This window comes from Tateyamaria sp. Alg231-49 (genome assembly GCF_900143535.1).
GTDB lineage: Bacteria > Pseudomonadota > Alphaproteobacteria > Rhodobacterales > Rhodobacteraceae > Tateyamaria.
The window spans coordinates 220139-246893 of the sequence record NZ_FRFA01000006.1; the positions used below are offsets into that span (position 1 = coordinate 220139).

The 26755-nt window shown below is 59.2% G+C and carries 27 protein-coding genes; 21 read left to right on the plus strand and 6 right to left on the minus strand.

The annotated features are described in order from the left end of the window. Nucleotides 1–2: 2 nt before the first annotated feature. The 19 genes from DHN60_RS11705 (at nt 3) to DHN60_RS11795 (ending at nt 19056) form a co-directional block, all read left to right on the plus strand. Complete coding sequence (locus DHN60_RS11705; RefSeq protein WP_108837481.1) at nt 3–530, plus strand: peroxiredoxin-like family protein; 528 nt, start codon at nt 3–5, stop codon at nt 528–530. 223 nt (nt 531–753) lie between these two features. Further along, nucleotides 754–1377 (plus strand): DUF922 domain-containing protein, encoded by a 624-nt coding sequence (locus DHN60_RS11710; RefSeq protein ID WP_159089195.1) that lies wholly within the window; start codon nt 754–756, stop codon nt 1375–1377. Nucleotides 1378–1667: 290 nt separating this feature from the next. After that, nucleotides 1668–2834 (plus strand): putative lipid II flippase FtsW, encoded by a 1167-nt coding sequence (gene ftsW / locus DHN60_RS11715; RefSeq protein ID WP_108837483.1) that lies wholly within the window; start codon nt 1668–1670, stop codon nt 2832–2834. Between the two features lie 109 nt (nt 2835–2943). After that, nucleotides 2944–4041: an undecaprenyldiphospho-muramoylpentapeptide beta-N-acetylglucosaminyltransferase gene (murG, locus tag DHN60_RS11720; RefSeq protein ID WP_108837484.1), complete on the plus strand. Its 1098-nt coding sequence runs from the start codon at nt 2944–2946 to the stop codon at nt 4039–4041. Next, nucleotides 4038–5444, plus strand: a complete 1407-nt coding sequence (gene murC / locus DHN60_RS11725) for a UDP-N-acetylmuramate--L-alanine ligase (RefSeq protein WP_108837485.1) — start codon at nt 4038–4040, stop codon at nt 5442–5444. Before murG ends, murC begins: the two co-directional genes overlap by 4 nt. Nucleotides 5445–5450: 6 nt before the next feature. Continuing rightward, on the plus strand, nt 5451–5771 hold the full coding sequence (locus DHN60_RS11730; RefSeq protein ID WP_108837486.1) for a hypothetical protein: 321 nt from the start codon (nt 5451–5453) through the stop codon (nt 5769–5771). Next, nucleotides 5768–6043 carry a hypothetical protein gene (locus tag DHN60_RS11735; protein WP_108837487.1) on the plus strand — a complete coding sequence of 92 codons (276 nt, stop codon included), beginning with the start codon at nt 5768–5770 and terminating at the stop codon, nt 6041–6043. Before DHN60_RS11730 ends, DHN60_RS11735 begins: the two co-directional genes overlap by 4 nt. 64 nt (nt 6044–6107) lie before the next feature. After that, entirely contained in the window at nt 6108–6371 is a 264-nt protein-coding gene (locus DHN60_RS11740) for a DUF2484 family protein (RefSeq protein ID WP_108837488.1), read from the plus strand. Next, nucleotides 6368–6616 (plus strand): DUF2484 family protein, encoded by a 249-nt coding sequence (locus DHN60_RS11745; protein WP_108837489.1) that lies wholly within the window; start codon nt 6368–6370, stop codon nt 6614–6616. Before DHN60_RS11740 ends, DHN60_RS11745 begins: the two co-directional genes overlap by 4 nt. Beyond that, the gene (locus DHN60_RS11750; protein WP_108837490.1) at nt 6613–6882 is read left to right on the plus strand and encodes a hypothetical protein; all 270 of its coding nucleotides are present in this window, start codon (nt 6613–6615) and stop codon (nt 6880–6882) included. The genes DHN60_RS11745 and DHN60_RS11750 overlap by 4 nt, the downstream gene beginning before the upstream one ends. A 220-nt stretch (nt 6883–7102) precedes the next feature. Further along, nucleotides 7103–8038 (plus strand): UDP-N-acetylmuramate dehydrogenase, encoded by a 936-nt coding sequence (gene murB, locus DHN60_RS11755; RefSeq protein WP_108837491.1) that lies wholly within the window; start codon nt 7103–7105, stop codon nt 8036–8038. 89 nt (nt 8039–8127) lie between these two features. Then, nucleotides 8128–9054: a D-alanine--D-alanine ligase gene (locus DHN60_RS11760; RefSeq protein WP_199913665.1), complete on the plus strand. Its 927-nt coding sequence runs from the start codon at nt 8128–8130 to the stop codon at nt 9052–9054. Then, a complete protein-coding gene (locus tag DHN60_RS11765) occupies nt 9051–9908 on the plus strand; it encodes a cell division protein FtsQ/DivIB (RefSeq protein WP_234423613.1) in 858 nt (285 codons plus the stop codon). Before DHN60_RS11760 ends, DHN60_RS11765 begins: the two co-directional genes overlap by 4 nt. Before the next feature lie 9 nt (nt 9909–9917). Beyond that, nucleotides 9918–11252, plus strand: coding sequence for a cell division protein FtsA (gene ftsA / locus DHN60_RS11770; protein WP_199913666.1), 1335 nt, complete (start codon nt 9918–9920; stop codon nt 11250–11252). A gap of 468 nt (nt 11253–11720) precedes the next feature. Next, nucleotides 11721–13361, plus strand: a complete 1641-nt coding sequence (ftsZ, locus tag DHN60_RS11775) for a cell division protein FtsZ (RefSeq protein ID WP_108837493.1) — start codon at nt 11721–11723, stop codon at nt 13359–13361. Between the two features lie 197 nt (nt 13362–13558). Next, entirely contained in the window at nt 13559–14482 is a 924-nt protein-coding gene (gene lpxC / locus DHN60_RS11780) for a UDP-3-O-acyl-N-acetylglucosamine deacetylase (protein WP_108837494.1), read from the plus strand. Nucleotides 14483–14680: 198 nt separating this feature from the next. Further along, nucleotides 14681–15544 carry an outer membrane protein assembly factor BamD gene (locus DHN60_RS11785; protein WP_108837495.1) on the plus strand — a complete coding sequence of 288 codons (864 nt, stop codon included), beginning with the start codon at nt 14681–14683 and terminating at the stop codon, nt 15542–15544. Nucleotides 15545–15584: 40 nt separating this feature from the next. Further along, entirely contained in the window at nt 15585–17234 is a 1650-nt protein-coding gene (gene recN, locus DHN60_RS11790) for a DNA repair protein RecN (RefSeq protein ID WP_108837496.1), read from the plus strand. 133 nt (nt 17235–17367) lie between these two features. Beyond that, a complete protein-coding gene (locus tag DHN60_RS11795; RefSeq protein ID WP_108837497.1) occupies nt 17368–19056 on the plus strand; it encodes a chloride channel protein in 1689 nt (562 codons plus the stop codon). 186 nt (nt 19057–19242) lie between these two features. On the opposite strand, the gene DHN60_RS11800 is transcribed toward DHN60_RS11795, so the two are convergent. The 5 genes from DHN60_RS11800 to cobS all read right to left on the minus strand — a co-directional run bounded on the left by DHN60_RS11800 (nt 19243) and on the right by cobS (nt 25058). Continuing rightward, the gene (locus DHN60_RS11800) at nt 19243–19587 is read right to left on the minus strand and encodes a DUF427 domain-containing protein (protein ID WP_108837556.1); all 345 of its coding nucleotides are present in this window, start codon (nt 19585–19587) and stop codon (nt 19243–19245) included. Nucleotides 19588–19661: 74 nt separating this feature from the next. Next, the gene (locus tag DHN60_RS11805) at nt 19662–21452 is read right to left on the minus strand and encodes an aminopeptidase P family protein (RefSeq protein ID WP_108837498.1); all 1791 of its coding nucleotides are present in this window, start codon (nt 21450–21452) and stop codon (nt 19662–19664) included. A 51-nt stretch (nt 21453–21503) separates the two neighbouring features. Further along, nucleotides 21504–23381, minus strand: coding sequence for a cobaltochelatase subunit CobT (gene cobT / locus DHN60_RS11810; RefSeq protein WP_108837499.1), 1878 nt, complete (start codon nt 23379–23381; stop codon nt 21504–21506). A 310-nt stretch (nt 23382–23691) separates the two neighbouring features. Further along, nucleotides 23692–24045: a hypothetical protein gene (locus tag DHN60_RS11815; RefSeq protein WP_108837500.1), complete on the minus strand. Its 354-nt coding sequence runs from the start codon at nt 24043–24045 to the stop codon at nt 23692–23694. A gap of 26 nt (nt 24046–24071) precedes the next feature. After that, nucleotides 24072–25058, minus strand: coding sequence for a cobaltochelatase subunit CobS (gene cobS, locus DHN60_RS11820; RefSeq protein ID WP_108837501.1), 987 nt, complete (start codon nt 25056–25058; stop codon nt 24072–24074). Nucleotides 25059–25283: 225 nt separating this feature from the next. Here cobS and DHN60_RS11830 point away from each other — a divergent pair, with 225 nt between their 5' ends. Beyond that, complete coding sequence (locus DHN60_RS11830) at nt 25284–25745, plus strand: hypothetical protein (protein WP_108837503.1); 462 nt, start codon at nt 25284–25286, stop codon at nt 25743–25745. Here the strand turns inward: DHN60_RS11830 and DHN60_RS11835 are convergent. After that, entirely contained in the window at nt 25738–26364 is a 627-nt protein-coding gene (locus DHN60_RS11835; RefSeq protein WP_108837504.1) for a J domain-containing protein, read from the minus strand. The two genes, DHN60_RS11830 and DHN60_RS11835, sit on opposite strands and share 8 nt — an antisense overlap. A gap of 74 nt (nt 26365–26438) precedes the next feature. On the opposite strand from DHN60_RS11835, the gene DHN60_RS11840 reads away from it, so the two are divergent. Further along, on the plus strand, nt 26439–26696 hold the full coding sequence (locus tag DHN60_RS11840; protein WP_108837505.1) for a BolA family transcriptional regulator: 258 nt from the start codon (nt 26439–26441) through the stop codon (nt 26694–26696). The last annotated feature ends 59 nt before the right edge of the window (nt 26697–26755 follow it).

Below are 26755 nucleotides of genomic sequence, written 5' to 3' on the forward strand. Positions count from 1 at the left end.
AAATGATTGCACTGACCGCTGGCACTACGTTCCCCAAAATCGAAATTTCGCAGTTGGGCGGTGGCACTGTTGTGCTTGGCGCGCCACGGAGTGGGTACGACTGGCAGTTGGTGGTGATCTATCGCGGTCTGCATTGCCCGCTTTGTAAAAATTACCTTGCCGAACTCGAAAACATGCAAGCCGCGTTCCATGACATTGGTGTGGATATCGTGATCGCCTCGGGTGATCCGGCAGAAAAGGCGCAGGCCATGGTTGATGAAAAAGGACTGAGCCTGCCCATGGGATACGATCTGAACATCGAGCAGATGCGTGCTCTGGGTGTCTACATCTCGGACCCGCGCAGCCCGCAGGAAACTGACCGTCCCTTTGCCGAACCGGGTCTGTTTGTGATCAACGCCGAAGGGTTGATCCAGATGGTCGATGTGTCCAATGCTCCGTTTTTGCGCCCGGACCTACAGTCGGTGCTGAAGGGGATCGCGTTCATTCGCAACAATGACTATCCGATCCGGGGAACGCACAAGGCGGCGTGACCTTGAGGCGCTTGCGATTGCGGCGTCATTTGCCTGAAAAAACAGCAACCCAATCGGCAACTACTTGCCTGCTATTGGTCGCCTCTGGCGGCCAATTTGCCAATGGGCTGCGCTTTTAGGACACTGGCCATATTTAATGGCGCTGCACTGTTTTTTCGTGCGGTTTTCCCGATGTTGTACTGTTGGGCAAACTGATTGCGCTGCATTCAATGGAGGCTTTGCAATGCCCGCAACTCTTAAAGTGACCCCGACAAAATACAGAAATTACAAGGTTTCAGGTGACGACCTGATGGCGATCCTGAAAAACATGAAGAAGAAGGGCCCGAAGGACCCCAATGACGGAAAGCGCGTCGCGGCACTGACGTCCACAACGCTTGATGTGAGTGCCGCTGTGTCGAGCGCCCGGTTTGAGGGGGACGGTAACATTGTCACCTTGAGGGATGGAAAGTTCGAGGCGAAGGCAAAGATCAAGTCGATGGCAGTCGCGTATTCCAGCGAAACCCTTTTGCCTGAGGTCGGCGCCAACAACCTTTCAGTGCGGGCATGGATCGAATGGGCTCGGTTCAAGTTGAAGCTTGGCATTCACGAGAACGAGCATGTCAAAAAGGCCAAAAGTGACGCCGTCACGATCGTTGCAGATATCAGTGCAATGCGTGGCGTTGGTGTTGATGCCGACAAAGGCAAGGCCGCTTTGGCAGCAGCAGGAGATCTGCAAAAGCAGATCGTCAAGAAGTACAACGCCAAGACGCTGGAAAAGCGTTTCAATGCGATCCACAAAAAGTTGGACAAGCCGAAGAAAAAGGGGCGCCCAGGGCACGGTCCGGTCCTTGATGCGACCATCAAGTAATCCCCGGCAAGGACCAAAGCCCGGCTGAACCGAAAACGCGCGTGCCATTCCGCAGGTCCGCGCCCAGCGGTCCGTCGGCTGGTTGCTTATGTTGTCCTCAGTGCTTTTGGCCTGAATGCCTGATCCGAGAAGCCGCATTTGGTGCGGCGCGATCCACAGCGGCGCTAAATCGCCTGTGGGCCAGCCTCGCAAGGACTAGCCTGCGCGCAATTTTGCAGCTATGGTTAACCACATGCACTTTGGATCAACCGGAGGCATTGAGGCAGATATAGGCAACAAGGCGGCAGATCATGACAGAGATGGTCTTTGGCGCGGTCCCTGTTCGGGACGGCGAACCAGTACTTCCAAAGTGGTGGCGCACCATCGACAAATGGTCGTTGAGTTGCGTTTTGATCCTTTTTTCAATCGGGTTGTTGCTGGCGCTGGCCGCCTCGGTCCCTTTGGCTGAAAAGAACGGTTTCCCACCTTTCTACTACGTCACAAAGCAGGCGATTTTTGGCGCTGCTGCGTTGATTGCGATGATCGTGACGTCGATGATGTCCCCATTGCTGGTGCGCCGTTTGGCGGTGCTTGGGTTCTTGGTGGCCTTTGTGGCGTTGGCGTTTTTGCCGTTTTTCGGCACAGATTTTGGCAAGGGTGCAATGCGGTGGTATTCGCTTGGCTTTGCTTCTGTGCAGCCGTCAGAGTTCCTTAAACCCGGCTTTGTCGTTGCTGCGGCATGGATGATGGCCGCAAGTCAGGACATCAACGGACCGCCCGGCAAGCTGTGGTCTTTTGCTTTATGCGTTTCCATTGTGTTGATGCTGGCCTTGCAGCCCGACTTTGGACAGGCCTGCCTTGTCCTGTTTGGTTGGGGTGTGATGTATTTTGTCGCTGGGGCGCCGATGCTGTTGTTGGTGTGTATGGCGGGTGCCGTGGTCTTTTTCGGGACGATCGCCTATTCCAACTCAGAACACTTTGCCCGCCGCATTGACGGGTTTTTGTCCCCCGACGTCGATCCGCGCACGCAGTTGGGTTATGCCACCAACGCCATCCAAGAGGGTGGGTTGTTCGGTGTTGGTGTGGGCGAGGGGCAGGTGAAGTGGTCCTTGCCTGATGCGCATACGGATTTCATCATTGCTGTGGCCGCCGAAGAATATGGCCTGATCCTCGTGCTGTGTATCATCGCGCTGTATACAGGCATCGTTGTGCGGTCGCTGATGCGTCTGCTGCGCGAGCGTGATCCGTTCATCCGTCTTGCTGGAACCGGTCTTGCCTGCATGTTCGGTGTGCAGGCGATGATCAATATGGGCGTGGCGGTGCGGCTGTTGCCTGCCAAGGGCATGACATTGCCCTTTGTGAGTTATGGCGGGTCGTCGGTCATTGCCTCGGGCATCGCGGTCGGTATGCTGCTCGCCTTTACGCGAACACGCCCCCAAGGGGAGATAGCGGACCTGCTGGGGCGGGGGCGCAGATGATGCGCGCGCGGCATGGCGGCGGCGCGAAGCCTGCTCTTTGGATGAGTAGGCTGGCCCGGGTGTTCAAGCAGGTTTGGCAGACAGGTCTGTTGGCGAAAGGGGCGCGGGGATGAGCCAACCTTTGCTTCTCATCGCGGCGGGTGGCACGGGCGGGCATATGTTCCCTGCGCAAGCTTTGGCCGAGGCGATGTTGCAGCGTGGCTGGCGCGTCAAGCTCAGCACCGATGCGCGCGGTGCGCGCTACACCGGTGGATTTCCACACACCACACAGATTGAGCAGATCTCGTCTGCGACATTTGCCCGTGGCGGTCCAATTGCCAAACTGGCGGTCCCGTTTCGCATTGCCGCTGGTGTGTTCAGCGCAAGCCTGAAAATGCTGCGCGACAAGCCCGCTGTTGTTGTCGGCTTTGGCGGTTATCCGACAATTCCGGCGATGGTCGCAGCCACGTTGCTGCGTCTGCCACGCATGATCCATGAGCAAAACGGCGTTCTGGGGCGGGTGAACCATTTGCTTACCAAGCGGGTCAATGCGGTGGCTTGCGGGACGTGGCCGACGGACCTGCCTGAAGGTGTTGAAGGCATTCATGTCGGCAACCCGGTGCGCGCTGCGGTGTTGGAGCGCGAAGCTGCGTCTTACATTCCACCTGGCGATTATCCGATAGAAATTCTGGTGATTGGTGGGTCTCAGGGCGCACGTATTCTGTCTGACGTGATACCGCCTGCGATTGCCAGCCTGCCAATCGCGCGTTTGAAGAACCTGCGTGTCAGCCATCAGGCGCGTGGTGAGGATGAAGACCGCGTGCGCGCCTTTTATGAAGACCACGGCATCGCCGCAGATGTACAGCCATTCTTTACGGATGTGCCTCGCAGGATGAGCGAGGCGCAGTTGATCATTTCGCGTGCGGGCGCTTCGTCTGTTGCCGATATTTCGGTCATTGGGCGCCCGTCGATCCTGATCCCCTATGCCGCGGCAACGGGGGATCACCAAACCGCCAATGCGCGCGGGCTGGTAGAGGCCGGGGCCGCCATTCTGATCCCTGAAAGCAAGTTGACCGTTGAAGCGATGGCTGAGCAGATCAGCGCTGTCCTTGATACGCCCGACGCTGCCTCTGAGATGTCACGTGCGGCCACCACCTTTGGCAAGCCGGACGCAACAGAAAACCTTGTTCACCTTGTAGAAACCCTCGCACAGAAAGGGACACCATGAACGCCGCAACCAAACTGCCCGGAGACGTGGGCGCAATTCATTTCGTTGGTATCGGCGGGATCGGGATGTCGGGCATTGCTGAGGTGCTGTTGAACCACGGCTATGTCGTTCAGGGTTCGGATTTGAAGGCCTCCAAGATCACGGAGCGCCTTGCCGAACTGGGTGCACAGATATTTGTTGGCCAAAACGCCAGCAATATTGATAACGCCGAGGTTGTTGTGATCTCTTCTGCGATCAAGCCGGGCAACGCCGAGCTGGATGCCGCCCGCGCGCGCGGCCTGCCCATTGTGCGTCGCGCCGAGATGCTGGCCGAGTTGATGCGTCTGAAATCCAACATTGCGATTGCGGGCACGCATGGCAAAACCACCACCACCACGATGGTTGCGGCCTTGCTGGACGAGGGCGATTTTGACCCCACTGTCGTGAACGGAGGCATTATCCACGCCTATGGTTCGAACGCCCGCAAGGGCGAGGGCGAATGGATGGTTGTTGAGGCCGATGAGAGCGACGGGACCTTCAATCGGTTGCCCGCCACCATCGCCATCGTCACCAACATCGACCCCGAACATATGGAACATTGGGGGACCGAAGAGGCCCTGCATCAGGGCTTTTATGAGTTTGTGTCCAACATCCCGTTCTACGGGCTGGCTGTGTGCTGCACGGATGATCCGGATGTTCAGGCGTTGGTGGGCAAGATCACCGATCGCCGGGTGATTACCTATGGCTTTAACGCGCAGGCGGATGTGCGTGCCGTGAACCTGACTTACAAAAACGGTGTGGCCCATTTCGATGTGGCGCTGCAATCAGAGGACAAACTCATCGAGGGCTGCTCGTTGCCGATGCCGGGCGATCACAACGTGTCCAACGCCCTGAGCGCCATTGCTGTGGCGCGCCATTTGGGCATGAAGGGCGACCAGATACGGACCGCGCTGGCCAATTTCGGTGGCGTTAATCGCCGCTTTACCCGCGTAGGTGAAATTGAGGGGGTGACCATTATCGATGACTATGGTCACCACCCAACTGAAATTGCTGCCGTCCTGAAGGCGGCCCGCCAAGCCACCGAAGGACGCGTGATCGCCGTGCACCAGCCGCACCGCTATACCCGCCTGCATCACCATTTTGAGGATTTCTGTTCCTGCTTTAACGATGCCGACGTGGTCGGGATCACTGACATTTTCGCTGCCGGCGAGGATCCGATCGAAGGGGCCAGCCGCGATGACCTGGTCGCAGGTCTTATTCGCCACGGTCACCGCCATGCGCGTTCTGTAATGAGCGAGGATGATCTGGAGCGCCTCGTGCGCGAACAGGCGCGTCCCGGTGACATGGTGGTCTGCCTTGGGGCAGGGACGATTTCCGCTTGGGCAAACGGGTTGCCGGGGCGATTGCAAAAGGGAGCCGCGTAAGAGCGCATGGAGGCCAACCTGTTCAGTGTGACTGTGATCGGTGTGCCGCTTTTGGCGGCCCCGGCGGCGTTGATCTGGGGATTGCGCAGGACTTTGATTGTCGTCTTGGGCATCTGCGCGCTGATGCTGGTGGCTCCTTATGTCTCTTTTGGCGTCTGGGCTTTGATCGAGGGCGAGGACCTCTGGACAACATTGCAAGCTGTCGCGGTGTCGTTCCCGGCGGCTGCGGTCATTGTCGGCTGGATGCTGGTGTGGACGGTGGCGTATGGCGCGATTGCTGCAGGAATACGACTGGGGTGGTTCTATTTGAGGAGGGAAAGAGCATGATGGTTGTCTGTCTGGGTATACTTGCCTTGTCACTTGCCTTTGGCGTGGCGTGGATCAACACGCGTATTGCGGGGCTGTTCTGGGTCTCGGCCAATTTTCTGGGCTATCAGTGGATGGTTGAGGCGACACGACTGGATCCGAACATGATGAAAATGGCAGCGAACTTTTCGCTGGTTTTGTTGACCGTCTATCTGTCGGTCATGGCACTTTCGGGTATCGGAGCGGCGCATCTGGCCAAATCCAAGCGCCGCGCCCAACTGGCTACAACATGACAAACCTGAAATGGCTGAGTGCGAACGGCCTGCATTCGAAATGTATTTTTAGAGAGTTGTCCCGATGACACTTGCGCTGGCCTGCATCGCTTGGGTTTTTGCCGCGACGGCCGTGGCGATGTTGCCTATGCGCCATCAGTACATTCCCGGCGTGACTCTTTTGCTTGCGTCCCCTGTGCTGATCTTGTGGATCGGTATTGCAGTGGCGTGGTGGGCCGGTGTTCTTGCCTTGTGCGCGTTCGTGTCTATGTTTCGCAACCCGCTGCGCTATTTCTGGGCAAAGGCGCGCGGGCAAAATCCACAGCTTCCGCCGGAGTTGCGGTCATGAGTCTTTCGATCATCCTTGCCTGTCTTTGGGCGCTGGCCGCCAACGTGATCGCGATGTTGCCGAGCCGTGATCAACATTGGACCAACGCCTATGGCCTGATCGCCATTGGCATCCCGATCCTTGGTTTTGTCACGTGGCAACATGGGCCGTGGGTGGGTCTGCTGCTGCTGGCAGCGGGCATGAGCGTGCTGCGCTGGCCCGTCATTTACCTGAGCCGCTGGATCAAGGCGCGGATCGTGCGATGATACCGATAGCATTGGCAACGCTGCTGGTTGGGATTGTCGCCGGATTTGCGCTGGCCCGCCGGTTCATGCTCCGTATCTTGGTGTCACTGGTTCTGGGGTTGATCGGGCTTATTGTGTTGGTGTCGTGGGCGCCGGCAGAGGCATTGCCCGGGGACGGGTACGCCATGGTCGTTGCCGCGTACCTGATTGCGCCGCCCCTGGCTGCGGGCCTGTTTGGTGGAGCGGTGTTTGCATGGCTTTTCAGAAATAGAACCAAGACGGCCTGAGTTGCAGCAGCGACTGCGGTGCCGCCACCCAAGAAAGCACGTTTTGATGTCCTCTTACATTACCTACGTCCTGAGCGCGGCCATCGCATGCTTTGGGATTGCGCGCGCGCGCTTTTGGCTGGACTGGAGCCTTTGTATTGGCGGCCATTGTCGGCGCAACAGCTGTTGCCAAAAGGCGCGCAGCCCTGCAAAGCGCGGGTTCAATGCCTCTTAAGAGCGGATGATCGTGATGAACGGCACAGGTATTCCAGATGTGCGCGGCAGTCTGACTGCACACAAAGACCTTTCGACCCTCACGTGGCTGCGCGTTGGTGGCCCTGCGGATTGGCTGTTGCAACCGGCCGACGTCCAAGACCTGTCGGACTTTCTGAAAGCGCTGGGCCTGGACGTGCCCGTGTTTCCGATGGGGGTGGGCAGCAACCTGATCGTGCGCGACGGAGGTTTGCGCGCTGTGGTGGTCCGGCTGGGGCGCGGGTTTAACGAGATCAAGGTGGACGGTGACATGGTCACCGCGGGGGCGGCTGCATTGGATGCCCATGTGGCGCGTCGTGCGGCGGACGCGGGCGTCGATCTTACGTTTTTGCGCACAATCCCCGGCACACTTGGCGGTGCGGTGCGCATGAACGCCGGGTGCTACGGCAGTTATACGGCCGATGTTTTCCATTCGGCGCAGGTGGTGTTGCGCGACGGGACCATCACGACACTGGCCCCCGCAGATATGAATTTTCGCTATCGGCAAAGCGATTTGCCGACAGGCGCGGTGTTGACCTCAGTAACCTTACGCGCGCCTTTGGGCGATCCGGCACACCTGAATGCCCGGATGGCGGATCAACTGGCCAAGCGGGATGCGACCCAGCCGACCAAGGACCGAAGTGCAGGATCAACCTTTCGCAATCCGGCGGGGTTTTCATCGACAGGGCGTGCTGACGATGTCCATGATCTGAAGGCATGGAAGGTCATTGATGATGCAGGCATGCGGGGCGCGACCCGTGGTGGCGCACAAATGAGCGAAAAACACTCCAACTTCCTCATCAACACTGGCGGGGCCAGTGCTGCCGACCTTGAAGGATTAGGGGAGGAAGTGCGAAAAAAGGTTTACGATTCAAGCGGTATCACGCTAGAATGGGAAATCATGCGGATCGGCGAACCGGGCTAGGTTTCATGAGCGCAGATGGGCCGGAAAAAACGATTAAAATAACGGCATTATATACGAGGGTCCGCTAAAGGACCCCGAAAAGAGAGCACATGGCGGGTCAGTCGAGCAGGACGACTCCGAAAGTGGCGGTATTGATGGGTGGCCCCTCGGCTGAGCGTGAGGTGTCGCTGTCTAGTGGGACATCGTGCGCTGCCGCGCTGCGGAGTTTGGATACATACGAAGTGGTCGAGGTCGATGCGGGCCGCGACCTTGCTGCCGTTTTGGTGGCAGAGCGCCCTGACGCTGTTCTCAATTGCCTGCATGGGCGTTGGGGCGAAGATGGCTGTGTGCAGGGGCTTTTGGAGTGGCTTGGCATTCCTTATTCGCATTCCGGCGTTCTGTCTTCGGCTTTGGCGATGGACAAGCAGCGCACCAAGGTCGTCTACCGTGCGGCAGGCCTGCCGGTTGTCGACAGCATCATCGCACCCGCAGATGAGGTGCGCCGTGCCCACGTGATGTCGACCCCTTATGTGGTCAAACCCAACAATGAAGGGTCCAGTGTCGGCGTTTACCTTGTCAATGACGGGGCCAACGGCCCGCCGCAGCTGAGCGCGGACATGCCCGACGAGGTGATGGTCGAAGCCTTTGCCCCCGGGCGCGAGTTGACCACCACGGTTATGGGCGCGCGCCCCCTTGGGGTTACGGATATCCTGACCGATGGCTGGTATGACTATGATGCCAAGTACAAACCGGGCGGCTCACGCCATGTGATCCCGGCGGATGTGCCCAATGAAATTACAGAATTATGCCTCGATTATGCGGTCCGTGCCCATAACGCCCTTGGGTGCCGGGGTGTCAGCCGTACGGATTATCGCTGGGATGAAAGCAAGGGGGCGGCTGGCCTTATCCTGCTTGAAACCAACACACAGCCCGGCATGACCCCCACGTCGCTGACGCCGGAACAGGCACAGGCGGCGGGCATCTCATTTCCTGAACTATGTGCGTGGATGGTGGAGGATGCGTCTTGCCACAGATGAACCGTCGATCTGATCCGGCCCCGTCGCGGTGGTCATGGCGTATGCAGCGCCTTATGCTCACGCCGCTTTTCCGGTTTGGGCTGCGCGCTGGTTTGCCCTTTGCCGTGACGTTGAGCGCGGCCACGTGGTTCTTGTCCGACCCGAAGAACCAGGCAGCCATCCAGGCCACTGTTGCAGAGGCGCGTGCAGCCATCGAAGAACGGCCTGAGTTCATGGTGAACCTAATGGCCATTGATGGGGGCGACGGTGATCTGGATGCTGCGATCCGTCAGGCCTTGCCGCTGGATTTCCCGGTCTCGTCCTTTGATCTGGATCCCAACGCCATGCGGGCCCGTATCCTTGAAATGCCGCCCATCAAAGAGGCAAGTGTACGCATCCGCCCCGGCGGTGTGCTGCAAGTGGATATCACACCGCGTGTGCCGGTCGCGATCTGGCGCACAGCTGAGGGGTTAAGTCTGATTGATGACACGGGCGCAAAAGTTGGTCTGATCGACCGGCGTGGTTTGCGCCCCGATTTGCCCGTGATCGCGGGCGAGGGTGCTCCTGAGCATGTGGGCGAAGCTTTGGCCCTGATGGAGGCGGGTGCGCCCTTGGGGACCCGTTTGCGTGGGCTTGTTCGTCTTGGGGATCGCCGGTGGGACGTGGTGCTGGACCGAAATCAACGCATCCTTTTGCCGGCCTCCAGGGCGGTGCGCGCGCTGGAACGCGCGTTGGCCCTTGATGCTGTGGATGAGATCCTGGCGCGGGATGTTGCCCGTGTCGACCTGCGCCTGTCTGATCGCCCAACTGTCCGTATGAACGCCAGCGCCACCGAAGAATGGTGGCGCATCCGGCAAATGAATTCCAAACAATGAGTGGCCTCAATGACTGACCTATATCAAAACCAACGCAGCATGCGGAATATGCGCAAGATCGCCATGCAGCGAGGCGTTGTGGCCATTCTGGACGTGGGCAGTTCGAAAATCGCCTGCCTTGTTCTGCGGTTTGACGGCACGACCAAGCTGGGCGAAGAGGGCGAGATTGGCTCGCTCGCCGGACAATCGGGTTTCCGTGTTATTGGCGCTGCCACCACGCGGTCACGCGGCGTCCGCTTTGGCGAGATTTGTGCGATGCAGGAAACCGAACGGGCCATTCGCACGGCCCTGCAGGCCGCACAAAAGATGGCCGGGATCCGTGTGGATCATGTGATCGCATGCTTTGGCGGCGCGGAGCCGCGCAGCTATGGTTTGGACGCACAAGTGCAGTTGGACGGGCAGATGGTGTCCGAACAGGATGTGGCCCAAGTGCTGGCGCGCTGCGACGTGCCGGATTACGGCGAGGGGCGCGAGGTGCTGCACGCGCAACCTGTGAACTTTGCGCTGGATCACCGGTCTGGCCTGTCTGACCCTCGTGGGCAGCTGGGCAACGAGTTGGCTGTGGACATGCATATGCTGACCGTTGATGCCGCCGCTGTGCAGCATCTGGCCCACTGTATCAAACGCTGCGATCTGGAACTGGCTGGTATTGCGTCGTCCGCTTATGTGTCGGGCATTGCGTCGCTGGTTGAGGATGAACAGGAGCTTGGTGCGGCCTGTATCGATATGGGGGGCGGGTCCACTGGCGTGTCCATCTTTATCAAGAAGCACATGATTTTTGCTGATGCGGTGCGCATGGGTGGGGATCATGTGACCTCTGACATCTCCATGGGATTGCAGGTGCCGATGGCTAATGCCGAACGGATCAAGACGTTCTATGGCGGTGTGCACGCGACCGGTATGGATGACCGCGAGATGATCGAGATTGGTGGCGATTCCGGCGATTACGAACACGACCGCCGGACGGCCAGCCGCGCCGAGTTGATTGGGATTATGCGCCCGCGTGTGGAAGAGATTTTGGAAGAAGTGCGTCTGCGTCTGGACGCCGCTGGATTTGACCACCTGCCCAGCCAGCAGATCGTGCTGACGGGTGGGGGCAGCCAAATCCCCGGTCTTGACGGTCTTGCCAGCAAGATTTTGGGCCAGCAAGTGCGTCTGGGACGCCCCTTGCGGGTGCACGGTCTGCCGCAGGCCGCGACCGGGCCTTCGTTTGCGTCGGCTGTGGGGCTGGCGCTGTTTGCGGCCCATCCACAGGACGAATGGTGGGATTTTGACATCCCCCATGACCGCCATTCGGCGCGCAGCTTGCGCCGCGCGGTCAAATGGTTCCGCGAAAACTGGTAATCTGAAATCAGATCGCAGACTTGGCTTGTTTCTATTGAGTCTCGTGGACCTGCGCCGGGTCTTGGCTGGGGGGCTGAACTGGCCACTGCCACGCGTCGTGCGGCACACATTTTCAGACATCGAATCGCTTGGGTTTTTGCGTGATTTCGCATAGACTTATGAACAAGGCCCAAGAGAGGCCCGGCGGCACTGTCGAGCAGTAGCCCCAGATTTTTAATCTACCATTGCGTGTGTTTCGCAATGCGTCTGGCGTGGGTCGTGAACCTGCGTGCGTGGTAGCTTTGTCTTGTAAGCCCCCCACATCTGGCTATTTTTGCCAAATCACGTGTGCACTGGCAAAGCACCGCCTATATTTTGTAGGGAAAATGCGTTTTTTAAGTGACCTTCGCGCCACGGAGCGTTAGGATTGGCGAAATTTAGGCACAAAAACACCCGCGAACGCGGCAAACATACAGGTGGAATTGACCCATGACGCTGAACCTCACGATGCCCGGCAATGAAGAGCTGAAACCCCGGATCACGGTCTTTGGTGTTGGGGGTGCGGGCGGCAATGCGGTCAACAACATGATCGAAAAGGCACTGGACGGTGTTGAATTCGTTGTTGCCAACACCGACGCTCAGGCGCTGCAGCAATCTGCCGCCGCCAACCGGGTGCAATTGGGCATCAAAGTCACCGAAGGTTTGGGGGCAGGGGCCCGCGCAACAGTAGGCGCCGCCGCCGCCGAAGAAAGCATCGAACAGATCGTTGACCACCTTGCCGGTGCGCACATGTGTTTCATCACCGCAGGCATGGGCGGGGGCACTGGGACGGGTGCTGCGCCGATCATTGCGCAAGCCGCGCGTGAACTTGGTGTGCTGACCGTTGGTGTTGTCACCAAGCCCTTCCAGTTCGAAGGCGCCAAGCGGATGAAGCAGGCCGAAGACGGTGTCGAGGCCCTGCAAAAGATGGTCGACACGCTGATCATCATTCCCAACCAGAACCTGTTCCGTCTTGCCAACGAAAAGACAACCTTTACCGAAGCGTTCTCGTTGGCCGATGACGTCCTGTACCAAGGTGTGAAGGGTGTGACTGACCTGATGGTGCGCCCTGGCCTGATCAACCTCGACTTTGCTGATGTTCGCGCCGTGATGGACGAGATGGGCAAAGCCATGATGGGCACAGGTGAGGCGGAAGGCGAAGATCGCGCCATTCAGGCCGCTGAAAAAGCCATCGCAAACCCGCTGCTGGACGAGATTTCCCTGCGCGGTGCCAAGGGCGTGCTGATCAACATCACCGGTGCCCACGACCTGACCCTGTTCGAACTGGACGAGGCGGCCAACCGTATCCGCGAAGAAGTTGATCCAGAGGCCAACATCATCGTCGGCTCGACACTGGATACCGCCATGGAAGGTATGATGCGTGTAAGCGTTGTGGCCACTGGCATCGACGCCACGGACGTTCAGTCTGATATGCCGGTCCCGCGCCGGTCGATGGCGGCCCCGCTGCCTGCGTCCTTTTCGGCGGATGAGCCCGAAGACGCGGCTGCACCCGCGCCAACCCCGACGCCTGAAGCAACGCCTGCTCCTGTGGCCGCTACCGCAGAAGAGCCAACTCTGTTTGAAGAGTTGGATGTGACTCAGGCGGCTGCTGTCGATATGGCCGAAGATATCTTTGCCGAAGAAGTCGCACCCGCAGCAACGGACGACGATCTGCCACCGCCAGCCTATCAGCCGGCAGTGGCGGCGTTTGAGCCAACGCCAGAGCCCGAAACCTTTGTCGCGCCACGTGCGCCAGCTCCCGGCACTCCGTCGCCAGAGGCGCTGGCCCGTCTGCAGGCTGCCACCCGAAAGGCCGCACCTCATCGCGCTCCTTTGGTCCCTGAAGAGGCGCCCGCAGCAGCCCCGGCCGCAGCAGGTGAAAAGCCGCGTTTTGGTATCAATTCCCTGATCGGGCGCATGACAGGCAGCAACGAATCCGCTGGTGGAGAGGCGCGCCCGGCGCGCCAGCAGCCCCCGGTTCAGACGGGTGCCGCGACAGCACCAGCCCCTGCGCCAAAGCCTGCTGAGGCGGTTGACCCGGACCAGGAACGGATTGAAATCCCGGCCTTCCTGCGCCGTCAAGCGAACTGATTTATTTTACTTCAAGACAGAAAGGGCCGCTGTTTAGCGGCCCTTTTTTCGTTTGAGAACAGCGTGTTGCATGGCCCGATTCTCGACACGAAATCCATTGTGTCACGATGTTTCAGACCGTTGCAAAGATTGAGTTGTGTGTCTGGACCCCAGCCCATAGGTCTGTTGCGTAACAAAGGTGTAACAGGGTGGGCCCAGTGCAAGCGACAGTCAAAGGACCAATCACATTTACAGGACGCGGGCTCCATTCTGGCAAGCCTGTACGCCTGACGATTCGTCCCGCGATGGCTGAGCACGGAATCTGGTTTTGCCGCACAGACATCGAAAATGGCGATACGATGATTCCGGCGCGCTATGACGTCGTGCACCAATCCCCGCTATGTACCACGCTTGTGAATGAGGCTGGTGTCAGTGTTGGCACTGTTGAGCATGTCATGGCGGCCCTAGCCGGGTGCGGCGTGCACAATGCGCTGGTTGAGATCGACGGCCCCGAAGTGCCGATCCTTGATGGATCCGCTGTGCCGCTTGTGCGCGGCATCATGCACCGCGGCCTGCGTCGTCTTCCTGCCCGCGTCCGCGCCTTTGAGGTGTTGAAGCCGGTTACAGTCACGCAAGGCGATGCGACCGCGACCATTGCGCCGTCGCCTGTTCTGAAGATCGAATTCCACATTGATTTTGCCGATGCTGCAATTGGCCGCCAATCCAAGACGCTGAACATGTCCAATGGCAGTTTTGCGCGTGAGTTGAGCGACAGCCGCACGTTCTGCCGCAAGGGCGACGTTGAAAAGATGCAAGCGAGCGGTCTTGCCTTGGGCGGCACGCCCGGTGTGAACGCAGTTGTTTTTGACGGAGATCACGTGGCCAGCCCCGGTGGCTTGCGTCATCGGGATGAACCTGTGCGTCACAAGATGTTGGATGCGTTGGGTGACATCGCATTGGCAGGTGCGCCCTTGATCGGACATTATACCGGCGTGCGCGCGGGTCACACGCTGACCAACCAGTTGCTGCGCAAGTTGTTCGCAACACCCGGTGCGGTACGTATGGTGACATGCGATGCCGACATGGCCGCGCTGTTGCCCGGTGCGGGCCTTGTCTGGGACGAGATCCCACAAGTCGCCTGATCCGCTTTGCGGGTTGCCTGGGGCATCATGCGTTCAAAACTTCCAATGACACGAGAAAACCGGCACGCTGTTTTGCGCGCGCTTTTCTCAAAACGCCGTGCAGTAAGGCAAATCGGCGTTTTATCCTTCCCTGACTTTGTGTTAAAGAATCTCAAACAGTCCGAAACAGGGCGGTGTTGAGTGTCGTTGGGGAAAAGCATGAACTGCGGTACATCCATTTTGCGACTGGCAGGCGTACTGGCGCTGACTGGGCTTGTGGCGGCTTGCGGTTCCGATCGGCCCACGACCGGTAGTTTTCTGAACCAGCAGGAAGTCCCGCTCGAAAGCTTTACACCGCAGCAAATTTTTGAGCGCGGCGAGTTTGAGCTTGAACAGGACCAACTGAGCGAAGCGGCGTTTTACTTTTCCGAGATTGAGCGGCTTTACCCCTATTCGGACTGGGCGCGGCGCGCGTTGATCATGCAGGCCTTTGCGTACCACCGGGATCGTGATTATCCCAATTCACGCTCTTCTGCGCAGCGGTTTATCGACTTCTACCCCGACGATGATGATGCAGCCTATGCACAGTATCTGCTGGCGCTCAGCTATTATGATCAGATCGATGAAGTGGGGCGCGACCAAGGTTTGACGTTTCAAGCCCTGCAGTCATTGCGGGAAGTCATTGAGCGCTATCCTGACAGCGAGTACGCCAAGGCGTCTATCCTGAAATTTGATCTGGCGTTTGATCACCTTGCGGGCAAGGAAATGGAAATTGGTCGCTATTATCTGCGCCGCGACAACTTTGCCGCCGCAATCAACCGTTTCCGCGTGGTGGTAGAAGACTTTCAGACCACGACCCACACGCCCGAGGCGTTGCACAGACTGGTCGAGGCCTATCTGTCGCTTGGGTTGACGGATGAAGCGCAATCGGCGGGTGCTATCCTTGGCTACAACTATCAATCGACCGACTGGTATCAGGACAGTTTCAAACTGCTGACCGGGCAGGGGCTGGAGCCCCGTGTGCGCGGCGATAACTGGCTGTCACAAACTTACCGTCAGATGATCAAGGGCCGGTGGCTCTGAGGTGATGGCAGAGTGAACGCCGCCTTTTGGATGGGCCCTGATGCTGCGTACCCTTGATATCTCGGATATGCTGATCATTGACCGGCTGGAACTTGAGTTTCAGCCCGGCTTGAACGTGCTGACTGGCGAGACGGGAGCGGGCAAGTCGATATTGCTGGACGCGCTTGGCTTTGTCCTTGGTTGGCGGGGGCGGGCCGAACTGGTCCGACAGGGGGCTGAGCAAGGCGAGGTGGTTGCATCCTTCGATCTGAGCCCGGGTCATCCTGCCATTGCTGTATTGGAAGAGGCGGGGTTGCCCGTCGATGATGAATTGATCCTGCGCCGGGTGAACACGTCTGATGGTCGCAAGACGGCGTGGGTCAATGATCGTCGCTGTTCAGGCGAAGTGCTGCGCGCGTTGAGCGAGACGCTGATTGAATTGCACGGCCAGCACGATGACCGGGGCCTTTTGAACCCCCGTGGTCACCGCGCCATTTTGGATGCGTTTGCGGGCTGTGATGACGCGCGTGCTGACACGCGCGCACGCTGGCGCGAGATGGGGCAGGCCCGCAAGGCATTGGCGGATGCAGAAGCTGTGATGGAAGCGATCCGGGCGGAAGAGGAATTCTTGCGCCATGCTGTTGCTGAATGCGACGCCCTTGATCCCAAGGCCGGGGAAGAGGCCGAGCTGGACACACGCCGCCGCCAGATGCAGGGGGCCGAACGCATTCGCGAGGATGTCCAGCGTGCTTATCAGGGCTTGGGGCATGATGGGGCCGAAGGCACGTTAAGCGACGCGATCCGCTGGCTCGATGGGGTGGCCGAGCAGGCCGAAGGAACGCTTGATGCGCCATTGGCCGCGTTGTCCCGCGCGCTTGGGGAGCTGGATGAGGCCAGCGACGGGATCGTCCGGGCCCTTGAGGTGATGCAGTTCAACCCGACAGACCTTGAAGAGACTGAAGAGCGTTTGTTTGCGATCCGTGCACTGGCACGCAAACATGGGATCAGTGTGGATGTTTTGCCCGGCTTTGCGGGCGATTTGCGGGCCAAACTTGCCGCGCTTGATGCTGGGGAAGCAGATTTGGGGCGCTTGCGTGCGGAATTGGCCGCAGCCGAAACCGCTTATGAGACTGCTGCGCAGACCTTGCGCGCGGCGCGTGTCGCCGCTGCCAAAAATCTGGACACAGCCGTGATGCAAGAGCTGGCCCCGCTCAAAATGGAGCGGGCGGTGTTTGCCACGCAAGTGGGGGATGAGGCGCCCGGCCCGGAGGGGTTTGACGCGGTTGCCTTTTCCGTGGCCACCAACCCCGGTGCTCCTGCGGGTGCGCTGAACAAGATTGCATCGGGGGGCGAGCTTAGTCGGTTTTTGCTGGCGCTCAAAGTTTGCCTCACGCGCGAGCAGTCGGGCCTCACGATGATCTTTGACGAGATTGACCGGGGCGTTGGTGGTGCAACAGCGGATGCCGTTGGGCGCCGGTTGTCGGCGCTGGCGGCGGGTGGGCAAGTGCTGGTCGTGACCCATTCCCCGCAAGTTGCGGCACTGGGTGCGCATCACTGGCGGGTTGAAAAGCGTGTGAGCGGCGAGATGACCACATCAACTGTGGTCCCGCTGGAGCAAGACGCCCGCGTCGATGAGATTGCCCGCATGTTGGCAGGGGATACCATCACCGATCAGGCGCGTGGTGCTGCGATTGCACTACTGGCGGGGTGAAGGCGGGTAAATCTTCTCGTTCCGATTGAAATTCGGAGATCACGCATCTTTGCACGGGTTCTGGGGTTTCGCAGGTGCAGCATTTGGCCTACCCTGAGGTATACCTTCGCGCATTGTGATCCGCACCCGACCCATGGCAGAGCCCACACGCCCCTTTATTGCCAAGCAATATGGCCTTGCATTGAACGCATGCCGGGACGGGTGGTTGGTGCTACGCCAGCAGGGACCATCTCAAGTACAGTTCTGGTTTATTGCATTGGCTGTCGGTGTCGCCGCCGGTTTTGCAGCGCTGTTTTTCCGCAAGGGAATCGAGGCACTGCAAGCCTGGCTTTATGGGACCGAGGACGTTCAATACCTGCATAGCGCCGCGACCTATCTGCCGTGGTACTGGATATTGGTTATCCCAATTATCGGCGGTTTGTTGACGGGCCTGATACTGCACCATTTCACCCGTGACGGCGTGGCCCGCAGTGTGGCGGACGTCATTGAGGGAGCCGCCTTGCGCAATGGGCAAGTGGGAACGAAGGCTGGGATTGCGTCGGCTTTTGCCAGCTTCATCACGCTGTCGACAGGTGGTTCGACCGGGCGGGAAGGCCCGGTGGTGCACATTGCTGCCGTCATCTCCACCAGGGTGTCGCGTTGGATCAGCGCGGATGGGATCACCGGGCGCGATCTGCTGGGGTGCGCGGTGGCGGCGGCTGTATCGGCCAGTTTCAACGCGCCGATTGCAGGGGCGTTGTTCGCGCTTGAGGTGGTATTGCGCCATTTTGCGGTCCATGCCTTTGCCCCGATCGTGATTGCGTCCGTGGCAGGCACTGTGATCAGTCGGTTGGAATTTGGCGACGTGCGGGAATTCACATCGCCTGAGACGAACGAACTTGTGTTTTATCAGGAACTTCCGGCCTTTTTGTTGCTTGGGCTTGTCTGTGGTTTGGTGGCGGTCGTGCTGATGCGGTCGATTTTCTGGACAGACGATATTGGGACAGCGTTTCAAAAACACACGGGCATTCCGCGTTGGCTGCGCCCAGCCATTGCAGGAGCGTTGCTGGGCGGCATCGCCATTTTCTATCCGCACATCATTGGGGTGGGGTACGAAACCACGTTACTGGCATTGACCGGGGAACTGGCCTTGAACGAGGTCATGGTATTTGTGGTTCTGAAAACGGCCGCTGTGGCGATCACGATGGCGGGCCGCATGGGGGGCGGGGTGTTTTCGCCGTCTCTTATGATCGGGGCTTTGTCGGGGTTGGCCTTTGGGTTGATTGCGACAAGTGTGTTTCCGGATGTGTCGGGGTCTGTGTCGCTCTATGCATTGGCGGGCATGGGCGCTGTGGCGGCTGCGGTTCTGGGCGCGCCGATTTCAACGACATTGATCGTGTTCGAACTGACAGGAGACTGGCAGACCGGGCTTGCTGTGATGGTCGCTGTGTCGATGTCGACTGCTTTGGCCTCGCGGCTGGTTGATCGGAGTTTCTTTCTTACCCAACTTGAGCGGCGCGGCGTGCATCTGGCCGCAGGGCCGCAGGCCTATTTGCTGGCGATGTTCACCGTCAGCTCTGTCATGCGCAAACCGGACGATCCGCGTGCCGCGGATGAAGCGCGCAGTTGGGAATTGATTGGGGACGGCATCTATGTGGATGCAGCGGCCACGCTTGAGGTCGCCTTGCCCATCTTTGATCGGACATTGGTGCCGTTCATTCCGGTGGTGACGTTGACAGGCAAGGATGCGGCCCCAGAGCTGAAGGGCGCGCTGTTTCATGTGGACGCGCTGAAGGCATACAACCGGGCGCTGGCAGCGACGGCGGCAGAAGAGCACAGTTGAGGGGCGGCGGCCGCTCTGTTTGCTGCGCAAAGGCACCCACCGACAACCCAGTATATATCTTGGGATAAACTGCGCGGCCTTAACACGTGATGAGGCCTCGGCACTTGTAGGATCGACGGTGTGGCCGACAGTTTTTGTGCAAAAACGGTCCTTGCCACCGTTTGCGATCACATAGGTGATCGCTCCTCAGATCTTTTCGACTGCGACGCCTTCGCTGGTGTAAAAGGCCAGATGGTCTTTGATCCGAGCCACGCCCTCTTTCGGCGCTTCGTAGCTCCAAACCGTGTTTTCAAGGGTTTGAGACTTTGTCACGACGGAAAAATAGCTCGCATCACCCTTGTGGGGGCAGTGCGTGACCTTGTCGGTTTTGTCCAGAAATGCCATCGCGATGTCGGAGCGTGGAAAGTAGATCACGGGCGGGTAGTCGCCCTCGCTCAGCTCCAGCGCGTTTGTGCTTTCACCCAACACAGCCCCACCGGCACGCACTGACCAGGTGCCGTCTGCCTTACGAATTGTGATGTGGTCGGCCATAAACGGCTCCTCTTGCTGGGCTATCTGGGATGATGGACGCAACATGTAACAGATGCGCGACGGTGCTGCCAGAGCTAGAGCGGGCGGCATGCCTCGGCCAGCCACGTACGCGTGGATTCTGACACGCGGGGTCCAATTTTGGCTAAAGTTTCAGCATGATAGGTATCAAGCCAAGCCCGCGATGGCGCGTCCAGCATGTCCGGTACAATCAGCGTTCGGTCGATCGGAGCGTAGGTCAGAGTGCGCCAACTGAGCATCTCGCGATGTGTGTCTCCACCCGCGGGCGGCGTGGCCTGTTCGACCACCAGAAGGTTTTCGATCCGGATGCCAAAGGCGCCCTCGCGGTAATACCCCGGCTCGTTTGACAGGATCATTCCGGGTTGAAAGGGCACCGAACTGGTGCGGGCCAGCCGCTGTGGACCTTCATGCACCGATAGGTACGCCCCGACGCCGTGGCCCAGCCCGTGGTCAAAATCCTGATGGGCATACCAGAGTGGCGCGCGTCCGATCGCTTCGATATCGCGGCCCGCCAGACCCTTCGGCCAAATGAGGCGCGACATTGCGATCATGCCCATCAGCACGCGTGTAAAGGCGGCACGGGCCTCTTGGGGCGGTGTGCCGATGGCAATGGTGCGGGTGATGTCTGTGGTCCCGTCCAGATACTGCCCACCGCTGTCCAACACGATCAACTGACCGTCTTGGAGGGTGCTGTCTGTCTCTTCGGTGACGCGGTAGTGCATAATCGCGCCGTTTGGCCCGGTGCCCGCGATCGTTTCAAAGCTGATGTCTTGCAGGGCGTTATCCCGACGGCGGTATCCTTCCAGCTGGCTCACCACTTGGGTTTCGCGCAAACTGCCGGGCGTTTGGGCGTCAAGCCATGCGAGCAGTTCCACAACGGCTGCGCCATCGCGCAAATGGGCCTCTGCACTACCTGCGATTTCGGCCGCGTTTTTGCAGGCTTTGGGCAGGGCACAGGGGTCTTCTCCCCACTGAACGGCGTCGCCGAGGGTGTCGGCGACGATTACTGGCACCGAGGATTTGTCGGCAAGGACCGGGCCTTCAAGCGTCTTGAGGGTGGTCAGAAACGCATCTGGCATATGGCAGGTCACATCGTCACCCAAATGCGCGCGCACCTCATCCAGTTTGGCCGCGTCCATGAACAGGTCAACGCCACCCGTGCTGTGCAAAATGGCAAACCCTTGCACAATCGGATTTCTGGGGATGTCCGCCCCGCGAATGTTCAGCAACCAGCACAAGGCGTCGGGCAGGGTGATAACCGCAGAGCTGACGCCCGCGTCCGCAAGGCCTGCCGCCAGACGGGCGCGTTTGTCTGCATGGCTTTCGCCTGCAAATTCAATAGGATGTGCCTTGGCCATTTCTGCTGCTGGCGCGGGTTGATCGGCCCAAACACGATCCACCAGATTTTCCGATTGCACCAGTTCAACGCCGCTGCCTGCCAGTGCGCTGCGCGTCTGCTCGATCTGGCCGGGGGTATGGAGCCATGGATCAAAGCCGACCCGACCACCGTCGGGCAACTGATCTTTCAGCCATGCACCAAGGCTGACATCTGGCCAGGGGACCGGTGTGTAGACATCCGCCACCTGCGCCTTGACCTGCGTGCGGTAGCGCCCGTCGATGAACACGCCTGCACTGTCCGTCAATACTGCGCAAAACCCTGCTGATCCGGTGAACCCGGTCAGCCATGCCAAACGTTCGTCGCGTGCCGATACATATTCGCCCTGATGCGCATCCGCGCGTGGAACGAGGAACCCGTCCAGCGATGCGCCTTGCATCACAGCGCGCAACGCCTCCAGCCGGGGTGGGCCTTGCTCGGGTCTTGCCGTGACTTCAAACGACTGAAACATGCCGCATCCCCTTTATCTGGCCAGAAAGAATGTTCCCCCGAAAGGGTGGCATCAACTGGCGCGCTTCATGCCCATCACACGCGCGCGTGCCCGTGGGTCACTGTCAAACAGAGCCGCCAGTTGTTCGGTCATCGCACCCGCCAACTGCTCTACATCCGTGATGGTTACCGCGCGGTCGTAATAGCGGGTCACGTCATGCCCAATCCCGATGGCCAGCAATTCGACAGCGCGCTTGCGTTCGACCATGGCGATCACGTCGCGCAAGTGTTTTTCGAGATAGTTGGCCGGGTTCACTGACAAGGTGCTGTCATCAACAGGCGCGCCATCGGAAATCACCATCAAAATCTTACGTGCCTCGGGACGACCGACCATGCGGCGATGCGCCCATTCCAGCGCCTCGCCGTCGATGTTTTCCTTAAGCAGCCCTTCTTTCATCATCAGCCCCAGATTTGGGCGCGTGCGCCGCCAAGGGGCGTCCGCGGATTTGTAGACGATGTGGCGCAGATCATTAAGCCGTCCCGGTTGCGCGGGGCGGCCATCGTTCAGCCACGCCTCGCGGGCAAGCCCGCCTTTCCACGCGCGGGTGGTAAAGCCGAGGATTTCGACCTTGACGTTGCACCGTTCCAATGTGCGCGCCAGAACGTCCGCGCAAATGGCCGCAATGGAGATCGGACGACCCCGCATGGATCCTGAATTGTCCAAAAGAAGGGTGACGCAGGTGTCGCGGAATTCGGTGTCTTTTTCGACCTTGAAGGACAGGGGCGTTGTCGGGTTTGCCACAACCCGTGCCAGACGGCCCGCATCCAGAGTGCCTTCCTCCAGATCAAACTCCCATGACCGGTTCTGTTGGGCCTGAAGGCGGCGCTGCAATTTATTGGCCAGACGGCTGACCGCCCCTTTGAGCGGTTCTAGTTGTTGATCCAGATAGGCGCGCAACCGTTCGAGCTCGACAGGCTCGGCGAGATCCTCTGCGGCGATCTCTTCGTCATGATCGCTTAGGTACACCTGATAGTTCGGGTCTGCCTCTGACATGGGTTGGGGTGGGGGCGGTTCCAGAGGGGCCTCGCCATCAGGCATCTCTGCCTCTTCCCCAAGCTCTTGATCGGCCATGTCGTCCATGGAGACCTGCGCCTGACTCGCGTCTTGTTGTTCTTCCTGACTGGACTCGGGGGAGGCGTCTTCGTCCTCCTGATCCTGGTCATCCTGTCCGGTGCTGTCAGGATCCTGATCCTCGTCGCTGCCTTCTTCGGCCTCGTCTTCCTGATCTTCGTCGATCTGGTCGGGATCATCGCCCAACTGGTCGCCATAGCCCAGATCAGTGATTACCTGCCGGGCAAAGCGGGCAAAGGCGGTCTGGTCGTCCAGAATGTCATCGATGCGATCCAGCGTTCCACCAGCCTGATCCTCGATAAACCCGCGCCACAAGTCCATAGCGTTCTGCGCACCACCGGGCAGGTCACGACCTGTCGCCAGATGGCGCACGAGATAGCCCGCAGCTGCGGACAAGGGCACGTCGCTGGCTTGTTTGACCTGATCATAGCCACGGCGCATTGCGTCATTCTTGATTTTGGCGTCGATGTTGCCAGCCGTTCCCGGCATATCGCGCGCGCCCATCGCTTCGCAGCGTGCGGTTTCCATCGCCTCATAGAGGTCACGCGCCATGTCGCCTTGGGGCGAATAGCGGGCGTGGGTCTGACCGTTGTGATAGCGGCGGTGCAGCGCCAGCGCATCGGCTGTGCCCCGCGCCAGCATCACCTCATCGCGGGTCATGCGGCGGCTGACTTGAGGCAGGCGCATCGCATCGCCCGACACGCCCGATGGGTCGACCGAATAACTGACGTTCAACTCGGGGTCATTGGCCATGACTTTGGTGGCCTCGGCCAAGGCCTTTTTGAACGGATCTGCGGGGTTGTCATTGTTCTGCGCCATGTCCCTGAAATTGCCCTTATGGGCGGGAATGGCAAGGGGGAATTGGCCAGATAGCTAAGGACAAACGTTTCTCACATCTGGATATGATGCTTTGCGTTGTTACGCGCAGGGTGGGCGAGGAAGCTTGTGCTCACAAAAACTGGCGCTGAGTAGACCGTTCCAATCTACGCTCCGCGTAGCGAGCAACTGATCGCTTTATGCCCATCTAGATTTTTGATGCAGCTTGGACGGGCGGTTCATCAACGCCCCATGCCATGGCAGAACCGGAATTGGCGACGTGCCCGCTACAAGAGAGGCAAAACAAAAGCCGTCACCGCCGCGCGCTGGTTTCGGGATGCATTTTGGCCAGCGCTTCGCAGGTTTCAGTGAGGTCTTCGAAGACGCGCTGGCTGGATCGGTCACGGTGATAAATCACGGCATCCATCAACGAAATCATATGGTCGCGTTGGTTTGCAATAAAGGCGTCGATGGCTATCGGGGAGGCTGAGCCAATACGAATTGCAACAGCGCGAAAGGCGTTGGCGCGTTCGATGTCGGCTGGGCTCGCTTCCAGATATGCGGATAGCTGGCCATAGTCATGATAACCCAGCCAGAACCCGGCGCACTGGGCTGCATCGTTGGAGAGGGTATGTTGTGCCGCCCCCAGCTGGAGGGGCCACGCCAAAAGTGCGAGACACTTAAGCGCGCGTATCACCCCAAGCTGACACTGGCCGCTGATTCAGGCAGTTCTTCGTCAAACAGGCGCTGATAGAACTCTGCAACGGTTTGCCGTTCCAGTTCATCGCATTTGTTGAGGAAGGACAGGCGGAAGGCATAGCCGACATTGCGGAAAATTTCGGCGTTTTGCGCCCATGCGATGACTGTGCGTGGGGACATCACGGTCGACAGATCACCGTTCATGAACGCGGTGCGCGTAAGGTCGGCGACGGTCACCATCTGTTTGACCGTTTTGCGCCCCTCGGCTGTGTTGTAGTGTGGGTTCTTGGACAGAACGATTGCGGTCTCAGCATCAATGCTCAGGTAGTTGAGCGTGGCGACAAGGCTCCACCGGTCCATCTGGCCTTGGTTAATCTGCTGCGTGCCGTGATAAAGGCCCGTGGTGTCACCAAGGCCGACCGTGTTGGACGTCGCAAAGATACGGAAATAGGGATGGGGTTCGATCACGGTGTTTTGGTCAAGCAGCGTGAGCTTGCCGTCCACTTCCAGTACACGCTGGATCACGAACATCACGTCCGCCCGGCCCGCGTCGTATTCGTCAAAGACGATGGCGCAAGGGTTGCGCAACGCCCAAGGCAGGATACCTTCTTGGAAATCAGTGACTTGCTTGCCGTCGCGCAGTTTGATCGCGTCTTTGCCGATCAAGTCAATCCGGCTGATATGGCTGTCCAGGTTGACCCGCACGGCGGGCCAATTCAGGCGTGCAGCGACCTGTTCGATGTGGGTCGACTTCCCTGTGCCGTGATACCCTTGGATCATCACGCGGCGGTTGTGCGAAAACCCGGCAAGAATGGCGAGGGTCGTGTCAGGATCGAACTTGTAGGTGGTGTCGATGGCGGGCACGCGGTCGCTTGTGTCGGCAAAGCCTTTGACAACCATATCCGTATCAATGCCAAAGACCTCGCGGACGGAAATCTCTTCGCTTGGTTTTGCATTGATATCCATCGCGCCGTCCGCCATTTCGCCGTTCCTTAAAGTCAAGAGGTGCGCGCCTGTTCGGGCGCGACAAAGCTGGTCATGCGCCGCGTTTGGGCGCGTGGGTCGTGGTGCAACATAACGCGGGGAAGGGCAAGGGGAAGGGGGCCGTTGGCGTTGAGAAACTGCACAAGCTCTGCACAATTTACGCACTCCGATTGCACGAACGGCGACCATCCTGGTGTGGAACAAAACAACAGGACGCGATCCATGACATATTTCCCAGTTTATCAAAGGGTGCGCTGCGGCGTGCTGATGGCCCTGTCGGGCGGTGCTGTGGCGCAGGCTATGACACTGTGGGGCGGCGATTTGTCCCGGTTTTTGCCATCACTCAGCACGATGATCCTCGCGGCTTGTGTCGGGGCAGGTGTGGCCGGGTTTCTGCTTGCAGACGCATTTGGTCGCCGGGGGTGGCGTGGCGCTATCTGGACCGTTGTTGCGTGGCCGATTGCGACAGTCTGTGGTGCATCCTTGGGCGCTGGTCTGGTCGGAATTGCGTCATCAGCCGAGCCGCTGGCAGGTTTGCCCGAGGCATTGGTGGCGGGTGCTCCGCTTGGCATCATGGCCGTCAGCGATGGGTTAAGCACCAGCCCGGCTGTCGCCGTCATCTGGTTGATCTGCGGTCTGGCCATGCACCACGGTGCAATGGCAGAACGCAGCCCAACTACTTGAAGTTACGGCTGTCCTTAATCTGATCCCAGGCCCAGACGACCTCTTGCAGCTGTTCTTCCTGGCTTCGGTCCCCACCGTTCATGTCAGGGTGCAGGACTTTGATCAGCGCTTTGTATGACTTGCGCACGTCGGCTTTGGTCGCGTCCGCAGTTGTTTCAAGGATTTCGATGGCGCGCTTTTCGGTGGGGGGCAGTTTGCGAGCAGCCGCGTTGCCGCCGCGCCCAGGGTTTTGGGTCGCGTTCTTGCCCAGCACCTGATGCGGGTCCTCGATGCCAAGGCGGGCCCAGGCGCGCGCCTCGGGGTCAGTCATCGGCTTTGTTGCGCGTTCCCACACCTTGTCCTTGGACTGCTGGGCGTTGATCTCGGCCTCGGTCGTGCCGTCAAAGAAACTCCACTTGCTGTTATATTCACGCACGTGCTGCTGGCAGAACCAGAAAAAGTCATCCAGCACGTCAGGTGCCTTGGGCGCGCGGAACTTGCCGGCCTCTTCGCATCCCTCGTGATCGCATATCCGCGTCGAGGTTTCGGACGCACCAGACATGCCGCGACGACCGCGCGGGTTCTTCTTTTTGGCCGAAGAAACGGACATATCAAAACCAAAGGGATCAGACTTGCTCATGGGATGGTCCTTTTCGACTCAGGCGCTGGAGTTTAGGCTATGACAGCGAGGATTGAAGGGGGTCAGAGAAAAAAATGTCCGTACGGCAAGAAATAGAAGATGCATTGTGTGCAGCCTTTGATCCACGAGAGATAGATGTCGTGGATGACAGTGCAAGCCATGCAGGGCATGCAGGTGCCCCCGCTGCGGGTGAAAGCCACTTTAATGTCCGGTTGCGCAGCCTTGAATTTGAAGGAAAAAATCGAGTTTCCCGACACCGCGCGGTGCATTCCGCCTTGGGGCCGGATCTCATCGGACGCATACACGCGCTGGCGCTTGATCTGGACGTTTAAGGCGACCACGCAAGTCTCTGACTTGGACGTTTAATTTCTGACCGAATGCATTCTCACCG